General features: G+C 68.6%; 16 protein-coding genes. 10 read left to right on the forward strand and 6 right to left on the reverse strand.

What is annotated here, in order from left to right; translation table 11 throughout:
• Nucleotides 1–19 precede the first annotated feature (19 nt).
• Together C8D78_RS03620 and C8D78_RS03625 are read right to left on the reverse strand one after the other, a co-directional pair.
• Nucleotides 20–337, reverse strand: coding sequence for a DUF6457 domain-containing protein (locus tag C8D78_RS03620; RefSeq protein ID WP_120950470.1), 318 nt, complete (start codon nucleotides 335–337; stop codon nucleotides 20–22).
• A 105-nt stretch (nucleotides 338–442) separates the two neighbouring features.
• Nucleotides 443–1,417 carry a LysR family transcriptional regulator gene (locus C8D78_RS03625; protein ID WP_120950471.1) on the reverse strand — a complete coding sequence of 325 codons (975 nt, stop codon included), beginning with the start codon at nucleotides 1,415–1,417 and terminating at the stop codon, nucleotides 443–445.
• Between the two features lie 136 nt (nucleotides 1,418–1,553).
• Here C8D78_RS03625 and C8D78_RS03630 point away from each other — a divergent pair, with 136 nt between their 5' ends.
• The 9 genes from C8D78_RS03630 to C8D78_RS03670 are packed head-to-tail and all read left to right on the forward strand — an operon-like array spanning nucleotide 1,554 to nucleotide 11,188.
• Nucleotides 1,554–2,435, forward strand: coding sequence for an FAD binding domain-containing protein (locus C8D78_RS03630; RefSeq protein WP_120950472.1), 882 nt, complete (start codon nucleotides 1,554–1,556; stop codon nucleotides 2,433–2,435).
• Between the two features lie 5 nt (nucleotides 2,436–2,440).
• Nucleotides 2,441–2,995, forward strand: coding sequence for a (2Fe-2S)-binding protein (locus C8D78_RS03635; RefSeq protein WP_120950473.1), 555 nt, complete (start codon nucleotides 2,441–2,443; stop codon nucleotides 2,993–2,995).
• The gene (locus C8D78_RS03640) at nucleotides 2,992–5,385 is read left to right on the forward strand and encodes an aerobic carbon-monoxide dehydrogenase large subunit (protein WP_120950474.1); all 2,394 of its coding nucleotides are present in this window, start codon (nucleotides 2,992–2,994) and stop codon (nucleotides 5,383–5,385) included. Before C8D78_RS03635 ends, C8D78_RS03640 begins: the two co-directional genes overlap by 4 nt.
• Nucleotides 5,385–6,389 (forward strand): XdhC family protein, encoded by a 1,005-nt coding sequence (locus C8D78_RS03645; RefSeq protein WP_120950692.1) that lies wholly within the window; start codon nucleotides 5,385–5,387, stop codon nucleotides 6,387–6,389. The genes C8D78_RS03640 and C8D78_RS03645 overlap by 1 nt, the downstream gene beginning before the upstream one ends.
• Nucleotides 6,373–7,092 (forward strand): nucleotidyltransferase family protein, encoded by a 720-nt coding sequence (locus C8D78_RS03650; RefSeq protein WP_120950475.1) that lies wholly within the window; start codon nucleotides 6,373–6,375, stop codon nucleotides 7,090–7,092. Before C8D78_RS03645 ends, C8D78_RS03650 begins: the two co-directional genes overlap by 17 nt.
• Nucleotides 7,089–8,012: an AAA family ATPase gene (locus C8D78_RS03655; RefSeq protein ID WP_208641851.1), complete on the forward strand. Its 924-nt coding sequence runs from the start codon at nucleotides 7,089–7,091 to the stop codon at nucleotides 8,010–8,012. The genes C8D78_RS03650 and C8D78_RS03655 overlap by 4 nt, the downstream gene beginning before the upstream one ends.
• Nucleotides 8,005–9,255 carry a vWA domain-containing protein gene (locus tag C8D78_RS03660; protein ID WP_120950476.1) on the forward strand — a complete coding sequence of 417 codons (1,251 nt, stop codon included), beginning with the start codon at nucleotides 8,005–8,007 and terminating at the stop codon, nucleotides 9,253–9,255. The genes C8D78_RS03655 and C8D78_RS03660 overlap by 8 nt, the downstream gene beginning before the upstream one ends.
• A 22-nt stretch (nucleotides 9,256–9,277) precedes the next feature.
• Complete coding sequence (locus tag C8D78_RS03665) at nucleotides 9,278–10,051, forward strand: SRPBCC family protein (RefSeq protein WP_120950477.1); 774 nt, start codon at nucleotides 9,278–9,280, stop codon at nucleotides 10,049–10,051.
• Between the two features lie 9 nt (nucleotides 10,052–10,060).
• A complete protein-coding gene (locus C8D78_RS03670) occupies nucleotides 10,061–11,188 on the forward strand; it encodes an XdhC family protein (protein WP_120950478.1) in 1,128 nt (375 codons plus the stop codon).
• Between the two features lie 207 nt (nucleotides 11,189–11,395).
• Here the strand turns inward: C8D78_RS03670 and C8D78_RS03675 are convergent, their stop codons facing one another.
• Together C8D78_RS03675 and C8D78_RS03680 are read right to left on the reverse strand one after the other, a co-directional pair.
• Nucleotides 11,396–11,944: an NAD(P)H-dependent oxidoreductase gene (locus C8D78_RS03675; RefSeq protein ID WP_120950479.1), complete on the reverse strand. Its 549-nt coding sequence runs from the start codon at nucleotides 11,942–11,944 to the stop codon at nucleotides 11,396–11,398.
• A complete protein-coding gene (locus tag C8D78_RS03680) occupies nucleotides 11,941–12,810 on the reverse strand; it encodes an SDR family NAD(P)-dependent oxidoreductase (protein WP_244208222.1) in 870 nt (289 codons plus the stop codon). The genes C8D78_RS03675 and C8D78_RS03680 overlap by 4 nt, the downstream gene beginning before the upstream one ends.
• 196 nt (nucleotides 12,811–13,006) lie before the next feature.
• Between C8D78_RS03680 and C8D78_RS03685 the strand changes: the two genes are divergently transcribed.
• On the forward strand, nucleotides 13,007–13,627 hold the full coding sequence (locus C8D78_RS03685; RefSeq protein WP_120950481.1) for an L-threonylcarbamoyladenylate synthase: 621 nt from the start codon (nucleotides 13,007–13,009) through the stop codon (nucleotides 13,625–13,627).
• 33 nt (nucleotides 13,628–13,660) lie between these two features.
• On the opposite strand, the gene C8D78_RS03690 is transcribed toward C8D78_RS03685, so the two are convergent.
• Nucleotides 13,661–13,924, reverse strand: coding sequence for a hypothetical protein (locus C8D78_RS03690; RefSeq protein WP_120950482.1), 264 nt, complete (start codon nucleotides 13,922–13,924; stop codon nucleotides 13,661–13,663).
• Between the two features lie 325 nt (nucleotides 13,925–14,249).
• Nucleotides 14,250–15,188 carry an AfsR/SARP family transcriptional regulator gene (locus C8D78_RS03695; RefSeq protein ID WP_244208223.1) on the reverse strand — a complete coding sequence of 313 codons (939 nt, stop codon included), beginning with the start codon at nucleotides 15,186–15,188 and terminating at the stop codon, nucleotides 14,250–14,252.
• Nucleotides 15,189–15,490 lie beyond the last annotated feature (302 nt).

Here is a 15,490-nt window from a genome sequence, read left to right on the forward strand (position 1 = left end):
CCCGAGGCAGGCGCCCGCGTTATTGGGCCCGTTTGCTCCAGCCGCCTTCATCCGGACCGCCCGACTCGCCATGCTCACAGAGCTCAATGACTTTGTTCGAGGCGGCGTGCACGGCCTCTTGCGTGCCCTTGCGGCCGTTGGTGGACGCGGTGCCCGCAGCGTAGCCAACGATGAATGCACTGATGGCGTCTGCGTGCGGCCCGACGGCTTTGACCGATTCCTCGGCGACCTGGACGATCTTGTCGTGGTCGACTTCCAGGTCAAGGATCTGCAGCGCCTGGATGAGCCGACTGCTCCAATGCCGCAGCGAGCTGTCTTCGTCTCGGGACAACGTCATTGCTACTCCTTCTCGCGGGTGAATGGATCGTCTAACCCTCAAGGGTTAGCATCCGGCCCGGCGTTGCGCAACGCGACTCAGCGCCCGGCGAACGAGTGGACCTGCTCAACTCCAGAGGGCCACATGGAACTTGGGCCCCCGCCGCTCCAGCCCCCGCGAGCCGCCCGGGGCGACCATGGCCGCGGTGGCATCGGCCGTTGCGGCGAACTTTTGCAGGGCCCGGGCCATGGAGGTGGCCCGGCGGCGGTTCAGGGTGCTGGCCCACCAAAGTCCCGGGACCGGTGTCCCGGCCACGGGCACGCGGATCAGGGCTCCGCTGCGGATTTCGGGCTGGACAATGTGGCCGAGCGCCATCATGGTTCCTTCACCGGCCCGGACGGCGGCGAGGGCCTCCGTTTCGCTGCTTAACCGGATGATCTCCGGCGCCACTCCTTGCGACGCCAGCCAGCGGCCCTCTTCGCTGGCCGCCTGGACGCCGGCGGGACCGGCAAACCACGGCCTGCCCAGCAGCTCGGACAGCGCCACCGGCCCGGGGAGCGAGGCGAGGGGGTCCCGGGCGGCCGCCACAACCACCCGCTGGTAGCGCAGGAACGGGGCCGAATCGAGGCCGACGTCGGCAGCCCCGTTGGGTGCCGGGGGCCGGGCTCCCAGGGCGACGTCGTAGACACGCTCCAGCATGAGCGGGGCAATATCCTCCGCGTCCTCGACCACCACATCGACGGAGGCGCCGGGAACCCGGCGGGTGAAAAGGTCCAGCAGGCGCCCTGCCGCGTGCTCCGCGAAGGGCGCCGTCGCCACGATTTTCAGCCGCCCGGTCTCGGTCTGGGCGTGCGCCACCTCCCACCGGGCCTTGTCCGCGAGGCCCACAATGTCCTGGGCGTACTCGGCAAGGGCACGGCCGCCTGGGGTCAGCGCGATCCCGCCGTGGGCGCGGACAAAGAGCGGGTCACCGAGGTCCTGCCTCAGCGCGGTGAGCGCCGCAGATACGGCCGGTTCGCTGACTCCGAGCTGCGATGCGGCGGCATGAAGTGAGCCCAGCTTGGCCACCAGGGCGAAGGTCCGCAACTGTCCCAATGTCATCGCCACGGCATCATAACCTTTCGCTTATGACGATATTGACACTCCTGTTCGGCCGGGGCAAGACTGACCTCAATCCGGCGCTCGACAGGCGCTACACCATGCCGACGGCGGCCATTCGGAGTGTGAGGTAGGGACTATGCAGATTCCGGCTCCATTTGACTACGTGCGTGCCACCACAGTGGACAACGCCCTGGAACTTCTCGCCCGCTACGGTCCGGAATCCCGCGTCGTGGCCGGCGGCCACAGCCTCCTGCCGATGATGAAGCTGCGCCTGTCACGGCCCGAATGGCTGATCGACATCAACGACCTCTACGAACTGGACTTCATCCTCCGGGACGGCAACAAGCTCAGGGTCGGCGCCCTGACCCGCCACACCACCTTGCTGGAGTCGGAGGAAGTCGCCGCGCTGTTCCCGATTGTCCGGGACGCGGAACAGGTGATCGCCGACCCCGTCGTGCGCAACCGCGGCACTATTGGCGGCTCGCTCTGCCAGGCTGACCCGGCCGAGGACCTGTCCACCGTTTGTGATGTCCTGGCAGCCGAGGCAGTGATCCGCGGGACAGGCGGCGAGCGCATCTTGCCGATGGCAGAGTTCCACCGGGGCCCCTATGAAACGGCGGTCGGGCCGGATGAGCTGCTCTGCGAACTCAGGTTCCCGGTCCGTCCCCGTTCCGGCAGCGCGTATGAAAAGGTCGAACGCCGGGTCGGGGACTGGGCCGTCGGCGCCGCCGGCGCCGCCGTCTTCCTCGCCGAGGACGGGACCGTTGAGGACGCCGCCGTCGGGCTCACGGCCTTGGGGCTTGACCACCCGGTGGCCGAGGCCGCGGGCGTGCTCCGCGGCAAGCGTCCGGACGAGGGATTGTTCGCTGAAGCCGGCAGGGCGGCGGCGGCGGCCTGCAATCCCGTCGCGGACCAGCGCGGCCCGGTCGACTACAAGCGGCATCTCGCCGATGAGCTTACGCGGCGGGTATTGCGGCGGGCCTGCGCCCGCGCCGCCGCCCAGATGCAGGAAGGCTGAACCCGATGCAGATCAGCATGACCGTCAACGGCACCGAGGTCACAAGTGAGATTGAGCCCCGAGTGCTGCTGGTCCACTACATCCGGGAGGTCCTGGGCCTCACGGGGACGCACTGGGGCTGCGACACGAGCAACTGCGGGACGTGTGTGGTCCTGATGGACGGGCAGCCCGTCAAGTCCTGCACCGTCCTGGCCGCCATGGCCGCGGGGCACGACATCCGCACCGTGGAGGGGCTGGCCACCGGCGGCACCCTCGACCCCGTCCAGCAGGGCTTCATGGAGGAGCACGGGCTGCAGTGCGGCTTCTGCACCCCGGGGATGATGCTGACGGCCCGAGCGCTGCTGGATAAGAACCCGCACCCCGGCGACTCCGAGATCCGGCAGGCCATTTCCGGTCAGATCTGCCGGTGCACGGGGTACGCAACGATCGTCCGCTCGGTGCAGTGGGCAGCCGCCCACCCGGCCGGCGGCGCCGGCGAGGACACAGCCGCAGGGGACGCCGTCGAAGGCACGGACACCGCCCTTGAGGACACTGCGCAAGACACAGAGGTGAAAGCATGACCGTCATCCATGACCGGCCGTCCAACCCGGCCGCCGGCGACGCGGACCGCCCGATCGGCTACGGCCGCATCCAGCGCAAGGAAGACCCGCGCTTCGTGCGCGGCAAGGGCCACTACGTCGATGACATCGTGCTGCCCGGAATGCTTCACGGTGCCATCCTGCGTGCTCCCGTGGCTCACGCCCGGCTCGTCTCCATTGACACCACCAACGCGTTGGCCCATCCGAAAGTGGTGGCCGTCATCACGGGCAACGACCTGCTGGGCCTCAAGCTCGCATGGGCTCCGACGCTTTCCGCGGATGTCCAGGCCGTCCTGGTCACCGACAAGGTCCGGTTCCAGGGGCAAGAGGTCGCTTTCGTCGTGGCCGAGGACCGGTACGCCGCCCGTGACGCCCTGGAACTGATCGACGTCGAATACGACGTCCTTCCCCCGCTGGTGGACGCCCGCAAGGCGCTGGACCCGGACGCGCCGGTGATCCGCGACGAGATCGAGGGCCGGACGGACAACCGGATCTTCGACTGGGAGATGGGCGACAAAGCCGCGACCGATGCGGTGTTCGCCTCCGCTGACGTCGTGGTCGGCCAGGAGATGGTGTACCCGCGGGTCCATCCCGCGCCGATGGAGACCTGCGGCGCCGTCGCCGATTTCGACGCCGTAAGCGGCAAACTGACGCTCTATGAGACCACCCAGGCCCCGCACGCGCACCGGACCCTGTTCGCGATCGTCGCCGGCATCCCCGAGCACAAGATCCGGATCGTCTCCCCCGACATCGGCGGCGGCTTCGGCAACAAGGTCGGGATCTATCCCGGCTACATCCTCGCCGTCGTCGGCTCGATCGTCACCGGCCGGCCGGTCAAATGGGTGGAGGACCGCTCGGAGAACCTGATGTCGACCTCGTTCGCCCGCGACTACATCATGCAGGGCGAAATAGCGGCGACCAAGGAGGGCAAGATCCTGGCACTGCGCACCCACGTTCTGGCCGACCACGGCGCGTTCAACGCCACCGCCCAGCCCACCAAGAACCCTGCCGGCTTCTTCTCCATCTTCACCGGCAGCTATGACCTTCAGGCAGCCCACTGCTCGGTCACCGGCGTCTACACCAACAAGGCGCCCGGCGGTGTGGCCTACGCGTGTTCCTTCCGCGTCACCGAGGCCGTCTACCTGGTCGAGCGGATGGTGGACGTCCTGGCCCGCAAGCTGAACATGGACCCGGCGGAGCTGCGGCTGAAGAACTTCATCAAGCCGGAGCAGTTCCCTTACGCCAACAAGACCGGCTGGGTCTACGACTCCGGCAACTACGAGGCCGCGATGCGGCTCTCGATGCAGCTGGCCGGGTATGAGGACCTGCGGCGGGAGCAGGCCGAAAAGCGCGAACGCGGGGAACTCATGGGCATCGGGGTGTCCTTCTTCACGGAGGTCGTGGGCGCGGGTCCACGCAAGCACTTCGACATCGTGGGCCTCGGCATGGCCGACGGCGCCGAGCTGCGCGTCCACCCCACCGGCAAGGCCGTGGTGCGCCTCTCGGTGCAAAGCCAGGGCCAGGGCCACGAGACCACGTTCGCCCAGATCGTCGCCGAGGAACTGGGCATCCCGCCTGAGGACATCGACATCGTGCACGGGGACACGGACCAGACCCCGTTCGGCCTCGGCACGTACGGCAGCCGTTCGACGCCGGTCAGCGGCGCCGCCGTCGCCCTCGTGGCACGGAAGGTGCGCGAGAAGGCGAAGCTGATCGCCGGTGCCATGCTCGAGACCCGTCCGGAAGACCTCGAGTGGGAGAAGGGACGCTGGTTCGTCAAGGGCGACCCCAGCGCGGGAAAGACCATCGCCGAGATCGCCATGGGCGCCCACGGCACTGTGGCGCTGCCCGAGGGCGTGGACGGAAACCTCGACGCCGAGGTCACCTACGACCCGCCCAACCTGACGTTCCCGTTCGGCGCCTACATCTGCGTCGTCGACGTCGACCCCGGCACGGGACAGGTGAAAGTCCGGCGCTTCATCGCGGTGGACGACTGCGGGACGAGAATCAACCCGATGATCATCGAAGGCCAGGTGCACGGCGGACTGACCGACGGTGTGGGCATGGCCCTGATGGAGATCATCGAGTTCGACGAGGCCGGCAACTGCCTGGGCGGGTCCTTCATGGACTACCTGATCCCCACGGCCATGGAGGTGCCGGACTGGGAGACCGGCTTCACTGTCACACCGTCCCCGCACCACCCGATCGGGGCGAAGGGAATCGGCGAGTCCGCCACCGTCGGCTCACCGCCGGCGATCGTCAACGCCGTCGTGGACGCCCTGGCACCCTACGGCGTGACGCACATGGACATGCCTTGCACCCCGGCCCGGGTCTGGGCGGCCATGCAGGGCCGGGCGAGGCCGCCGATCTGATGGCCGCCACCTCCGAGGCCCTGGCCGCCAGGGCGGAAGAACTCGCCGCCCGCCGTGAACCGTTCGTCCACGCCACGGTGGTCCGCGCCCAGCGTCCCACGAGCACCCATGCCGGGGACACCGCATTGGTGCTGCCCACCGGGGAGATCCAGGGCTTTGTGGGCGGACACTGCGTCGAGGCGTCGGTGCGCGAGTACAGCCTGCAGGTTCTGGCCGCCCAGGAGCCGCTCCTGCTACGGGTATTGCCCGGAGAACCCTCCCGCACCGTCGAGGAAGGCGCCGTCGAGGTCTCCAACCCGTGCCTGAGCGGCGGCGCGATCGAGATTTTCCTCCAGCCGCGAATTCCGGCGCCCCGGGTCCTGGTGGTAGGCACGACGCCGGTGGCACAGGCCCTAGCGACGCTCGGCCCCGGCGTAGGCCTCGACGTCGAACTCACGGACGGCGAATCCGCGAACCCCGGCGGCGACGATGCGGCATTGATTGTCGCCTCGCACGGCAATGCAGAAGAGGGCGCCCTGGAGGCGGCCCTGCGCGCGGGTGTCCCCTACGTTGCCCTGGTGGCCAGCGAAACGCGCGGTGCCGCCGTGCTCGGATCCCTCGACGTCGACGACGCCCTGCGGCGGCGGGTTTTCACGCCGGCCGGTCTGCAGCTTGGTGCCCGGACCCCCGGGGAGATCGCGCTGTCCATCCTGGCCCAGCTGATAGGCGAGCGGTCCAAGGCCAGACGCCCCGGCCCGGCGTCGGCTGGAAGCGCCACGGCGGCTTCCCGGCCCTCGGCGCCCGCCGAGACAGGTCCAGAAACGGCTTCCGGGCCATCGGCGCCCACGGAGGCAGAACCGGCGGCAGTACCGGGGATCGCGACCGATCCGGTGTGCGGCATGTCCGTACCGGCCGTCGAGTCGTCCCTGCATCTGGACTACAACGGGGTGACCGTGTACTTCTGCTCTCCCGGTTGCCGGGCCGCCTTCCGCAAGGATCCGGAGCGCTATGCCCTCACGAGCTGAACTCCTGGGCGCCACCGGAGACCCCGGGACCCGGACCGCAGGCATCATCCTCGCCGCTGGCGCGTCCCGGCGTCTTGGCCGGCCCAAGCATCTCCTGCCTTACGGCCCGGGGGTGCTGCTGGACGCCGTCCTGGCGACCGTCCGGGACTGCGCCCTGAGCCAGACCCTGCTGGTCCTGGGCGGCGCGGCGGCCGAAGTACAGCGCACTGTGGACACCGGCGGCTGCGACGTGGTGCTCAACCCGGATTACGGCGAAGGGTGCGCGTCCTCGATCGCCACGGCCCTGGCTGCCGTCCGCCCGGACGTGGATGCCGTGGTCCTGCTGCTTGGCGATCAGCCCGGTATCCGCGCCGCCAGTGTCCGCGCCGTGCTCCGCGCCCTCCAGCCGGCAGGGGTCGGCGCCGCAGCGGCCGCGGTGGCCGCGGTGGCCGCGGGCACTGTCCCAACGGCCCAACCTGTCCGGCCTGTCCAAGCCGGCATCGCGGTGTGCCGCTACGACGACGGCGTGGGCCACCCGCTGGGGTTTGCCCGCCGCCTGTTCCCGGACGTGGCCGCCCTGCACGGAGACAAAGCGATCTGGAAACTCCTCGACCAGCGGGCGGACGACGTCGTAGAGGTCCGCGTTCCGGGTCCCGTCCCCCCGGACGTGGACACGGAGGAAGACTACCGGCACCTCCTGGCAGGGCTGCGGGGGGTCACATGAGCACTGCGGCACGGGCCGGCGCTGAGGAGGACGTGCAGCGCCGGGTCCCGGATGTCCCGTCGCTGATGACCGCGCTGGACCGCAAGAACTACCTTGCCGACGTCGGGCTGGCGACGGCGTTGTTCCTGGCTGTCCGCCTGCCGCAGCCCATTCTGCTGGAGGGCGAGGCGGGGGTCGGGAAGACGGAGGCCGCAAAGGCGCTGGCCGAGCTCCTCGACACCCCGCTGTACCGGCTGCAGTGCTACGAGGGAATCGATGCCGGTGAAGCGCTTTACGAATGGAACCACCAGCGCCAGCTCCTCGGCATCCGGCTGGCCGAGGTCCGCGACGCGGCGGTCACGGAGACGGACCTCTTCGCTCCCCAGTACCTGCTCCGGCGGCCGCTGCTGCAGGCGCTGGAGCATCCCGGCCCGCGGCCGGCAGTGCTTCTTCTCGATGAGATCGACCGCGCCGACGCCGAATTCGAGGCTTTCACGTTTGAGCTTCTGGCAGAGTCCGCGGTTACCATCCCGGAGCTGGGCACCATCCGGGCCACGCATCCGCCCATCGTGGTCCTGACGTCCAACCGGACCCGGGACCTTCATGACGCCCTGACCCGCCGCTGCCTGTACCACTGGATCGACTACCCCGGCCCGGCCCGCATCGCCGAGATTGTGCGCCGCCGGGTGCCGGCGAGCAGCGGCCCGCTGGCACTCCAGGCGGCGGCCGTGATCACCCGGCTGCGGACCCTGGACCTCGCCAAACCGCCCGGCATTTCCGAGGCCATCGACTGGGTGTCCGCGCTGGCCGTGCTGGGAGTCGAACGCATCGATCCCGGGACGGCCGAACAAACGTGGGGCTCCATCGTCAAGAACCGCGACGACCTCGAACTCGTCGGCTCCCGCGGGGCAGCCTGGCTTGTGGAGGGCACCGATGGGTGAAGACATCAGCGCCGCCGCGCCCCCGCCTCCGCCGCGGATCGAGGCAGCGGCCTTGTCCGCCGCGTTCGTCACGGCTGCCCGGCGGGCCGGCCTGTCCGCATCGCCGGACCGGGCCGCGCGGCTTGCCGAGGCACTGCACCTAATTCCGCCGCTCCAGCTTGAACAGCTCTACTGGACCTGCCGCGCGGTGCTCGTGTCCGCGCACGAGCAGGTGCCCCTGTTCGACGCCGTCTTCGCAGCCGTGTTCCGCGGCGCGGCCGTCGCCGCCCAACCCGGGTTGACGGCAGTCCCGGCCGTCCCGCCGCCCGGGCCGGATGTCCGGAGCCGGCCCTCAGCGCCGGACGCCCGGACGCCGGGGACCGCCGCCGGCAAGACCCCGCACCCGCGCGTGGCACTGCCGGGCCAGGAACCTTCAGAACCCGGGGGCGCCGATCGGAACGCCGTCCTTGCCATGGCGTCCGCGGACGAACACCTGCACGAAACTTCCTTCGCCGAACTCTCTGCCGACGAAGTGCTGGAGGTTCGGCGCCTGGCAGCGGCGCTGCGGCTGGCTACGCCGCTCCGGCTGAGCCGCCGCACGCGGGCATCGGCGCACAGCAGCGCGAGGCTGGACGTGCGGGCGACGGTCCGCGCCGCGCGCAGGTCCGGTTCGGATGCGCCGCGGCTGCTGTATTCCCGCCGCCGCCAGCAGCGCCGCAAACTGGTGTTGCTGTGCGACGTGTCCGGGTCCATGGAGCCCTACACCCGGGTCTTCGTGTCCCTGTTGCAGGGCGCCGTCACCGGCGCAGGTGCCGAAGCGTTTGTTTTCTCCACCCGGCTGACCCGGCTGACCAGGCAGCTCGCCCGGCGCGATCCCGACGAAGCCCTGGCCCGCGCCGCTGTCTCCGCGCCGGACTGGGCCGGCGGGACACTGATCGCGGAGAGCCTCCGCCGCTTCGTCGATGAGCACGGCCGCCGCGGACTCGCGCGCGGAGCTGTGGTGGTGGTGATTTCGGACGGCTGGGCCGGCGAAGATCCTGAGCAGGTGGCAACGCAGATGGCCCGCCTGCGGCGGCTCGCCCATCGGATCATCTGGGTGAATCCCCGCAAAGCGGCACCGAATTACCAGCCCCTCGTGGGCGGCATGGCGGCGGCACTCCCCTACTGCGACGCTTTCGTCAGCGGCCACAGTTACAGCGCTTTGGCTGATGTGGCTGCCGCCATCCGCGGCAGCGGCCAGGTTTCGGAGGAATTGCACGTATGAGCGAGAGGCAAGGGAGCAGCTAATGCAGATTGACAGCACGTTTTCAGTGGTGGCACCGATAGACCGGGTGTGGGACACCCTCATGGACTTTGAACGGGTGGCCGGCTGCCTTCCAGGCGCCAAGATCCTGAACAAGCTCTCCGACGACGCCTACCAAGTGGGCATGACGGTGAAGCTCGGCCCCGTCACGATGCAGTACAGGGGTCTGCTGAACGTCCTCGAACGAGACCCCGCCGGACACCGCGCCGTACTCGGCGGCAAGGCCCAGGAGACCCGCGGACAGGGCACCGCCGAGGCAACCGTGACCTTGGAGCTGGCCGCGGACGGTGCGGCCACGCGGGGATCCGTCAGCGCCGACCTCGCGCTGTCCGGCAAGGCCGCAGCCATGGGCAAGGGCGTGATCGGCAGTGTCACGGAGCAGATGATGTCCCTCTTCGCCGGCAACCTGCAGGCCATGCTGGCCGAGGAAGCTCCCCCGGCGCCGGGGGGCGTTCCGGAACCGGAAGCAGTTCCGGAACCCGTACCGGCGTCGGCCGCGATTCCGGCCCGGGTCCCTGCCGCAGGGACTACGACGACGACGGCCCCTGCCGCTGGACCCGCGGCCCCGCGCCCACCGGCCGAACACGCCGCACCGGCCGGCAGTCTTGATGCCCTGAGCCTGGCCAAGGGCATCGCCGCGGATCAACTCTCCAGCCCGGCGAAGGTCCTGGGCATCGTCGCCGTGGTGGCGGTCATCGCCTACTGGGCCGGCCGGCGTTCAGCGTTCCGGCTGCTCCGGCTGTGCGGCAGGCTCTAAGGGGCGTCGATGCGCGACGTCCTGTCGGCCATCTTGCCGGACTGGCGGAGGGGCGCCACCGCCGGGCTGGCCACGGTGGTGAACACCTTCAAATCCGCGCCACGGCTCCCCGGTGCGGCCATGCTGGTGACGGCCGGCGGCGACGCTGTGGGCTCCGTCTCCGGCGGCTGTGTCGAGGGTGCCGTCTACGAGCTGGCCAGCCAGGTCAAGGACGACGGCCAGCCCGCCCTGGTGCGCTACGGGATCAGCGACGACGACGCCTTCGCGGTGGGTCTGACCTGCGGCGGGATCATCGACATCTTCGTAGAGCCTGTCTCCCGGCAGCACTTTGCCGAACTCGATGACGTCGCGCAGGACATCGCGGCCGGGCGGCGGATCGGCGTCGCCACAGTCATCGAACACCCTGAAGCCGGCCGCGTGGGGCGGCACCTGATCGTCAGGCCGGGCGGGTGGGAGGGAGACCTCGGCTCGGAGCGTACCAATCACGCGGTGGGCGATGACACCCAGGGCCTGCTCGCTGCCGGGCGGACGACCATCCTGACTTACGGTGTTGACGGCCAGCGGCTCGACACCGGCATGCGCGTCTTCTTCGCAAGCTACGCGCCGCCGCCACGCATGGTCGTCTTCGGCGCCATCGACTTCGCGGCGGCACTGTCGCGGCAGGGCGCCTTCCTGGGGTACCGGGTGACAGTCTGCGACGCGCGTCCCGTCTTTGCCACGCCCGCGAGGTTCCCCGACGCCGCCGAGGTGGTCAACGCGTGGCCGCACCGCTATCTGAAGGACCAGTTTGACCAGGGACTGCTGGATGCCAGGACCGTGCTGTGCGTCCTCACCCACGATCCGAAGTTCGATATCCCCGTCCTGGAGGTGGCCCTGAGGGGCGGTCCCGTGGCGTTTGTCGGCGCTATGGGATCCAGGCGCACGCACGAGGACAGGATGGCACGGCTCCGGGAGGCGGGACTGAGCGAGGCCGAACTGTCCCGGCTCCACAGTCCCGTGGGCTTGGATCTGGGCGCCCGCACACCCGAGGAGACGGCTGTATCCATCGCCGCGGAGTTCATCGCCCAGCAGTGGAACGGCAGCGGGGAGCCGTTGCGGGAAATCGATGAACGGATCCACCATGACGAACAGCTGTGACGGGGCAGCTTCGGCCAACAGCGCCTGAGCAGGCAAGCCTGCGCCGAAGAGCCCCATCCAGAGAAACGATCAAGGGGGAAACGATCCGGAGCGCCCGTGACCGCGGACGAGGCAGCCCGGCGCTAGTCCCCGGGCCCGGACGCGTGCCGCGCCGCCTGGCCCGGATTCCGGCCAGCGCCCGGATTCTTGTCAGCCCACGGATTCCCGTCAGCGCCCGGCGGCGGCAGGGACGGCCGAGAGCAGCTCACGGTACCGGGCTGCGTGCCGGTCAAGTTCATCGGCGTCCGCCCCGTGCGCCGAGTGCAGGATGAGGGGCTCGGCCATGTCCAGCCCGCACAGGTGTGCGGTGGCATGGAGCGGGCGCAGGAGCTCGTCCATCGTGAAGCGGTTGTGCCCCGACGGCGCGTAGGACGATTCCGGGCCTCCGGTGGACAGGGCGAGCTGGAGTCGCTTGCCGTGGAGGGCGTCTCCTCCCGTGCCGTACGCAAAGCCGTACGTGAGAACCTGGTCCATCCATTCCTTCAGCACTCCAGGCACCGAGTACCAGTGCCAGGGGAAGGCCCAGACGATGGTGTCGTGCCCGCGCAGCAGCTCCTGCTCCCGGGCCGCATCGATCCGGCGATCCGGATACGCGGCGGAGAGATCGTGGACGGTGACGTGTTCCATGTCCTTGACGGCTGCGGTGAGATGCGCAGTGATCCGTGAGCTCCCGAGGTCAGGGTGGGCAACGAGGACGAGCGTGCGGTGGAGGGTCATGGAAGATTCGTGCTTCTTTCAGAATCGGGTTCGAGTCCTACCAAGGCCGCGCTGACCCGCCAGAGGCGGTCGGCATCGACTTGGCTGTAACTGCGCTTTGAGGATTTCTTCGGTGTGCTGTTGGCAAAATACTGGCCGGACACGTTTTCCAGCCCAGGCGCCGAGGCGAGATAGAGCGAGGTTTGAGCGCCCTGCTCGGGAGTTTTCATCCACCGCTGCACCAGCGGGGTCAGGAACTCCTGGAGCGGGCCCGGGTCCTCGGCTCCGAACGCCGTAGCCACCACTCCGGGGTGGAGCGCGTTGGCGGTGACGCCGGTACCGCGGAGCCGGGCGGCAAGTGCGTAGGTGAACAGGACGTTGGCCAGTTTCGACTGGTTGTACGCCCGTTGCCCGGAATAGGACCGCTCGGCCTGCAGGTCAGCGAAGTCCATGCGTCCCATGGCCTGGGCGCCGGATGAAACCGTCACGATGCGCGCCGGGCCGCCCTCGCCCAACCGCTCAAGGAGAAGGTTGGTGAGCAGGAACGGCGCCAGGTGGTTAAGGGCAAAAGTGTATTCAAGCCCGTCAACGGTCACGCGCCGGGTGTTCCAGAATCCCCCCACGTTGTTGACCAGCACATCCAGGCTGTCGAAGGTGCGCAGCACCTTGCCGGCCAGGCTTCGGACCTCCTGCTGGGAGGAGAGGTCGGCTATGAACACCTCGACGGGTGCCGTGGCCACGGCGCGGATCTGCTCCGCTGCCTGGGCGGCCCTGCCTGCATCGCGTCCCGTGATGGCAACCCGCGCTCCCCGGGCGGCCAGGCCCAGGGCCGTCGCTTTGCCGATCCCGCCGGTGCCGCCGGTGATCAGAACAGTCTTTCCAGCCATTGATGGCATTCCGGCCCCCGCTCTTTGGACACTTCGGTGAATAGGCATAGACAGAAGTGTCTACGCCCGAACGAAGTTATCAGACAGAACTGTCTGTGCACAATCGGGCCCGGGTCTGCGCACTAGCCGGACTCAAGGCTGGCGGCCGGGCTGTACGGTAGGGGCCCCGGCCCGCCGTCGGGCGTAAGCTCGTCCCATGGCGAGATACTTCGATGTGCATCCCGAAAACCCCCAGCAGCGTTCGATCCACCAGGCGGTGGAGATTGTGCGCTCAGGCGGCCTGATCGCCTACCCCACCGATTCCTGCTATGCCCTGGGCGCGCAGGTGGGCAACCGGGAGGCCCTGGACCGGATTAGGAGCATCCGTCAGCTCGATAGCAAGCATCACTTCACCCTGGTCTGCAAGGACTTCGCGCAGCTGGGCCAGTTTGTCCAGATCGATAATGACGTCTTCCGGAGCATCAAGGCCGTCACGCCCGGCAGTTACACGTTCATCCTGCCGGCCACCCGGGAGGTCCCCAAGCGGCTGCTGCACCCGAAAAAGAAAACAGTTGGCGTGCGCATCCCGGACAACCACGTGGTCCAGGCACTGCTGGCCGAACTCGGCGAACCGCTGTTGTCCAGCACCTTGCTTCTTCCGGATGAGGAGGAGCCGCTGACCCAGGGCTGGGAGATCAAGGAGCGGCTGGATCACGTGGTGGATGCCGTGATCGATTCCGGCGACTGCGGTGCAGAGCCGACCACCGTGATCGACTTCTCCAGCGGCGTCGCAGAAGTTGTCAGGCGCGGCATGGGCGATCCTTCCCGCTTCGAATAGGCCGGAAGTTAGGTGCCGCCCGGGTGGTGCCGGCTAGGCCAATTCCGCCGCACGCGCTTTCCGGTTCCGTAGCCACCGGCGGACCAGATCGATGGCTGCGACGAGTCCTGCGAGGGGCGACAGCACCGCTACGGCGTAGACGAACAGCAGCCACGTCAAAGTGGTCACCGGCGTCTGGCGGGAGCTCAGCAGCGATAGTCCGCCGAAGAGGCCAAGGACCCAGAACAGAATGACCCCCGACAACACTGCTGCCGCGGGGAAGTACTCGTTCGTGACGACTTTCTTCAAAGTTTCCATGGGCCCTCCTCACACCCGGCGGTCGGACTGCCCGCCAGGGTCCTTCCAAGTATGAGGCCCGGGATGGCGGATTTTCCCGAGAATCCCGGCCACGTGACGAAGCTAACGCCCTGCTCTTCGCGCCCGCTCCCGGCCCTTCAAGCGGCGGTCACCCGTGCCGTCAGAGCCGGGCCGCCGGAACAGGTGACTCGGTGCGCATGAAGCCCCCGGCAGGCATGGCCGAACCGGCCGCCTCCGTCCTGCAGGCCGCACGGGCCAGGGCCCGGCAACAGAGGAAACGGTAGGCCCAAAAGACGGCGTAGTACCGTCTGTCCGGTCGACAGCGTCAGACCGCCGCGCGGACGCGCTGGAGGAACGAATCCAACACGCGCCCGGCGTTTTCATGCATACGCCGCGACTCGGCGGCCGGCAGTTGCCGGTTCTTGGGCCCGTTCAACCGCTCGCCCAGATACAGCAGCGCCGCCAGCACCTCGGAGAGCTCGGAGTTGCCTTCGGCACGCTGCCGCAGCAGCCTCAGATGGGCCTCTTGCAAGGCCGGACCGGGCGTGCAGCCAAGGTCGCGGTCAAACAGCCGTCGGCAGCGGTCGTAGGCCGCCAGGCCCTCCGCTGGCAGGCCCGCCTGTTCGTAGGCTGTTACCAGCACCGTCCACGCCCGTTCGTTGAGGGGCTCAGCCCTGATGGCCGCCTGAACGAGGTTGACGGCGTCGTCCGGCTTGTCCAGAAGGGCCGCCGTCTCGGCGGCAAGGATCTGCAGCGCGACCCTTTCGGCCATATGGCGGGTGCGCGCCTCGTCGGCCCAGTCGGAGGAAAGCTCAAAACCGAGCAGCGGCGCGGCGGACATCTCGAGGGCCTCAAGCAGCAGCGGATAGGCCTCATCGGGGGGCAGCTCGCCGGCATCCCGGACCATTCCACGGAACCGGAACAGGTCCAGGTCCACAAGGGTCGGATCCAGGACGTACCCGCTGTTTGCGGTGCGCAGCGGACCGGTTTTGGTCTGGCCAGGCTGAATGGCCCGCCGGATACCACTGATATAGCTCTCGAGCGTCGCCACCGAGCCGTCACTGGCACCCGCGCCCCACAGCAGATCGATGAGGCGGGTTTTAGACACGGGCGTTCCAAGGTTCAGCAGCAGAATTTCCAGAATATGCCGGGGTTTGCAACCCCCCATGTCGGCAGCGGTGAGCGCCACGCCGTCCCGGCGCACTTCAAAGGATCCAAATAAGCGGACCGAAATGGAGGGGGCACTTTCCAATAGGCTTTCCACGATATTCTCCGATTTCCCCAGATCAAACGTCCTCAACCGTCTGCGGATAGCCGGACCAACCGAAACCAGGCCGTACTGAGACTCTGTTCCCACCGGCTTTCCATTGACACCGTGACATGCCGCACGTGGCGCAACAAGGCATGCTGCTACCCGATCTTTCGCCCGGAGAAAGACGCGTACAGGCGTCAGTACCGCTGGGTGAATCGGCGGAGCCGCAAACAGGTATTTGCAGCGGTAAACAAGTAATCCTCCGCGGCGGCCGCAGCCAAACGCAAGTAGTCCAGGTGTCGGCGAGAACCCGC

The sequence above is a fragment of the Arthrobacter oryzae genome (assembly GCF_003634095.1).
In the GTDB taxonomy this organism is placed as follows: Bacteria; Actinomycetota; Actinomycetes; order Actinomycetales; family Micrococcaceae; genus Arthrobacter; species Arthrobacter oryzae.

Bases quoted from the DNA above. Each gene is read 5' to 3' on its own strand.
- C8D78_RS03650 (WP_120950475.1), top strand. From the start codon at position 6,373: ATGCCCTCACGAGCTGAACTCCTGGGCGCCACCGGAGACCCCGGGACC.
- C8D78_RS03645 (WP_120950692.1), top strand. From the start codon at position 5,385: ATGGCCGCCACCTCCGAGGCCCTGGCCGCCAGGGCGGAAGAACTCGCC.
- C8D78_RS03685 (WP_120950481.1), top strand. From the start codon at position 13,007: ATGGCGAGATACTTCGATGTGCATCCCGAAAACCCCCAGCAGCGTTCG.
- C8D78_RS03655 (WP_208641851.1), top strand. From the start codon at position 7,089: ATGAGCACTGCGGCACGGGCCGGCGCTGAGGAGGACGTGCAGCGCCGG.
- C8D78_RS03620 (WP_120950470.1), bottom strand. From the start codon at position 337: ATGACGTTGTCCCGAGACGAAGACAGCTCGCTGCGGCATTGGAGCAGT.
- C8D78_RS03670 (WP_120950478.1), top strand. From the start codon at position 10,061: ATGCGCGACGTCCTGTCGGCCATCTTGCCGGACTGGCGGAGGGGCGCC.
- C8D78_RS03660 (WP_120950476.1), top strand. From the start codon at position 8,005: ATGGGTGAAGACATCAGCGCCGCCGCGCCCCCGCCTCCGCCGCGGATC.
- C8D78_RS03675 (WP_120950479.1), bottom strand. From the start codon at position 11,944: ATGACCCTCCACCGCACGCTCGTCCTCGTTGCCCACCCTGACCTCGGG.
- C8D78_RS03640 (WP_120950474.1), top strand. From the start codon at position 2,992: ATGACCGTCATCCATGACCGGCCGTCCAACCCGGCCGCCGGCGACGCG.
- C8D78_RS03635 (WP_120950473.1), top strand. From the start codon at position 2,441: ATGCAGATCAGCATGACCGTCAACGGCACCGAGGTCACAAGTGAGATT.
- C8D78_RS03625 (WP_120950471.1), bottom strand. From the start codon at position 1,417: ATGACATTGGGACAGTTGCGGACCTTCGCCCTGGTGGCCAAGCTGGGC.
- C8D78_RS03680 (WP_244208222.1), bottom strand. From the start codon at position 12,810: ATGGCTGGAAAGACTGTTCTGATCACCGGCGGCACCGGCGGGATCGGC.
- C8D78_RS03665 (WP_120950477.1), top strand. From the start codon at position 9,278: ATGCAGATTGACAGCACGTTTTCAGTGGTGGCACCGATAGACCGGGTG.
- C8D78_RS03690 (WP_120950482.1), bottom strand. From the start codon at position 13,924: ATGGAAACTTTGAAGAAAGTCGTCACGAACGAGTACTTCCCCGCGGCA.
- C8D78_RS03630 (WP_120950472.1), top strand. From the start codon at position 1,554: ATGCAGATTCCGGCTCCATTTGACTACGTGCGTGCCACCACAGTGGAC.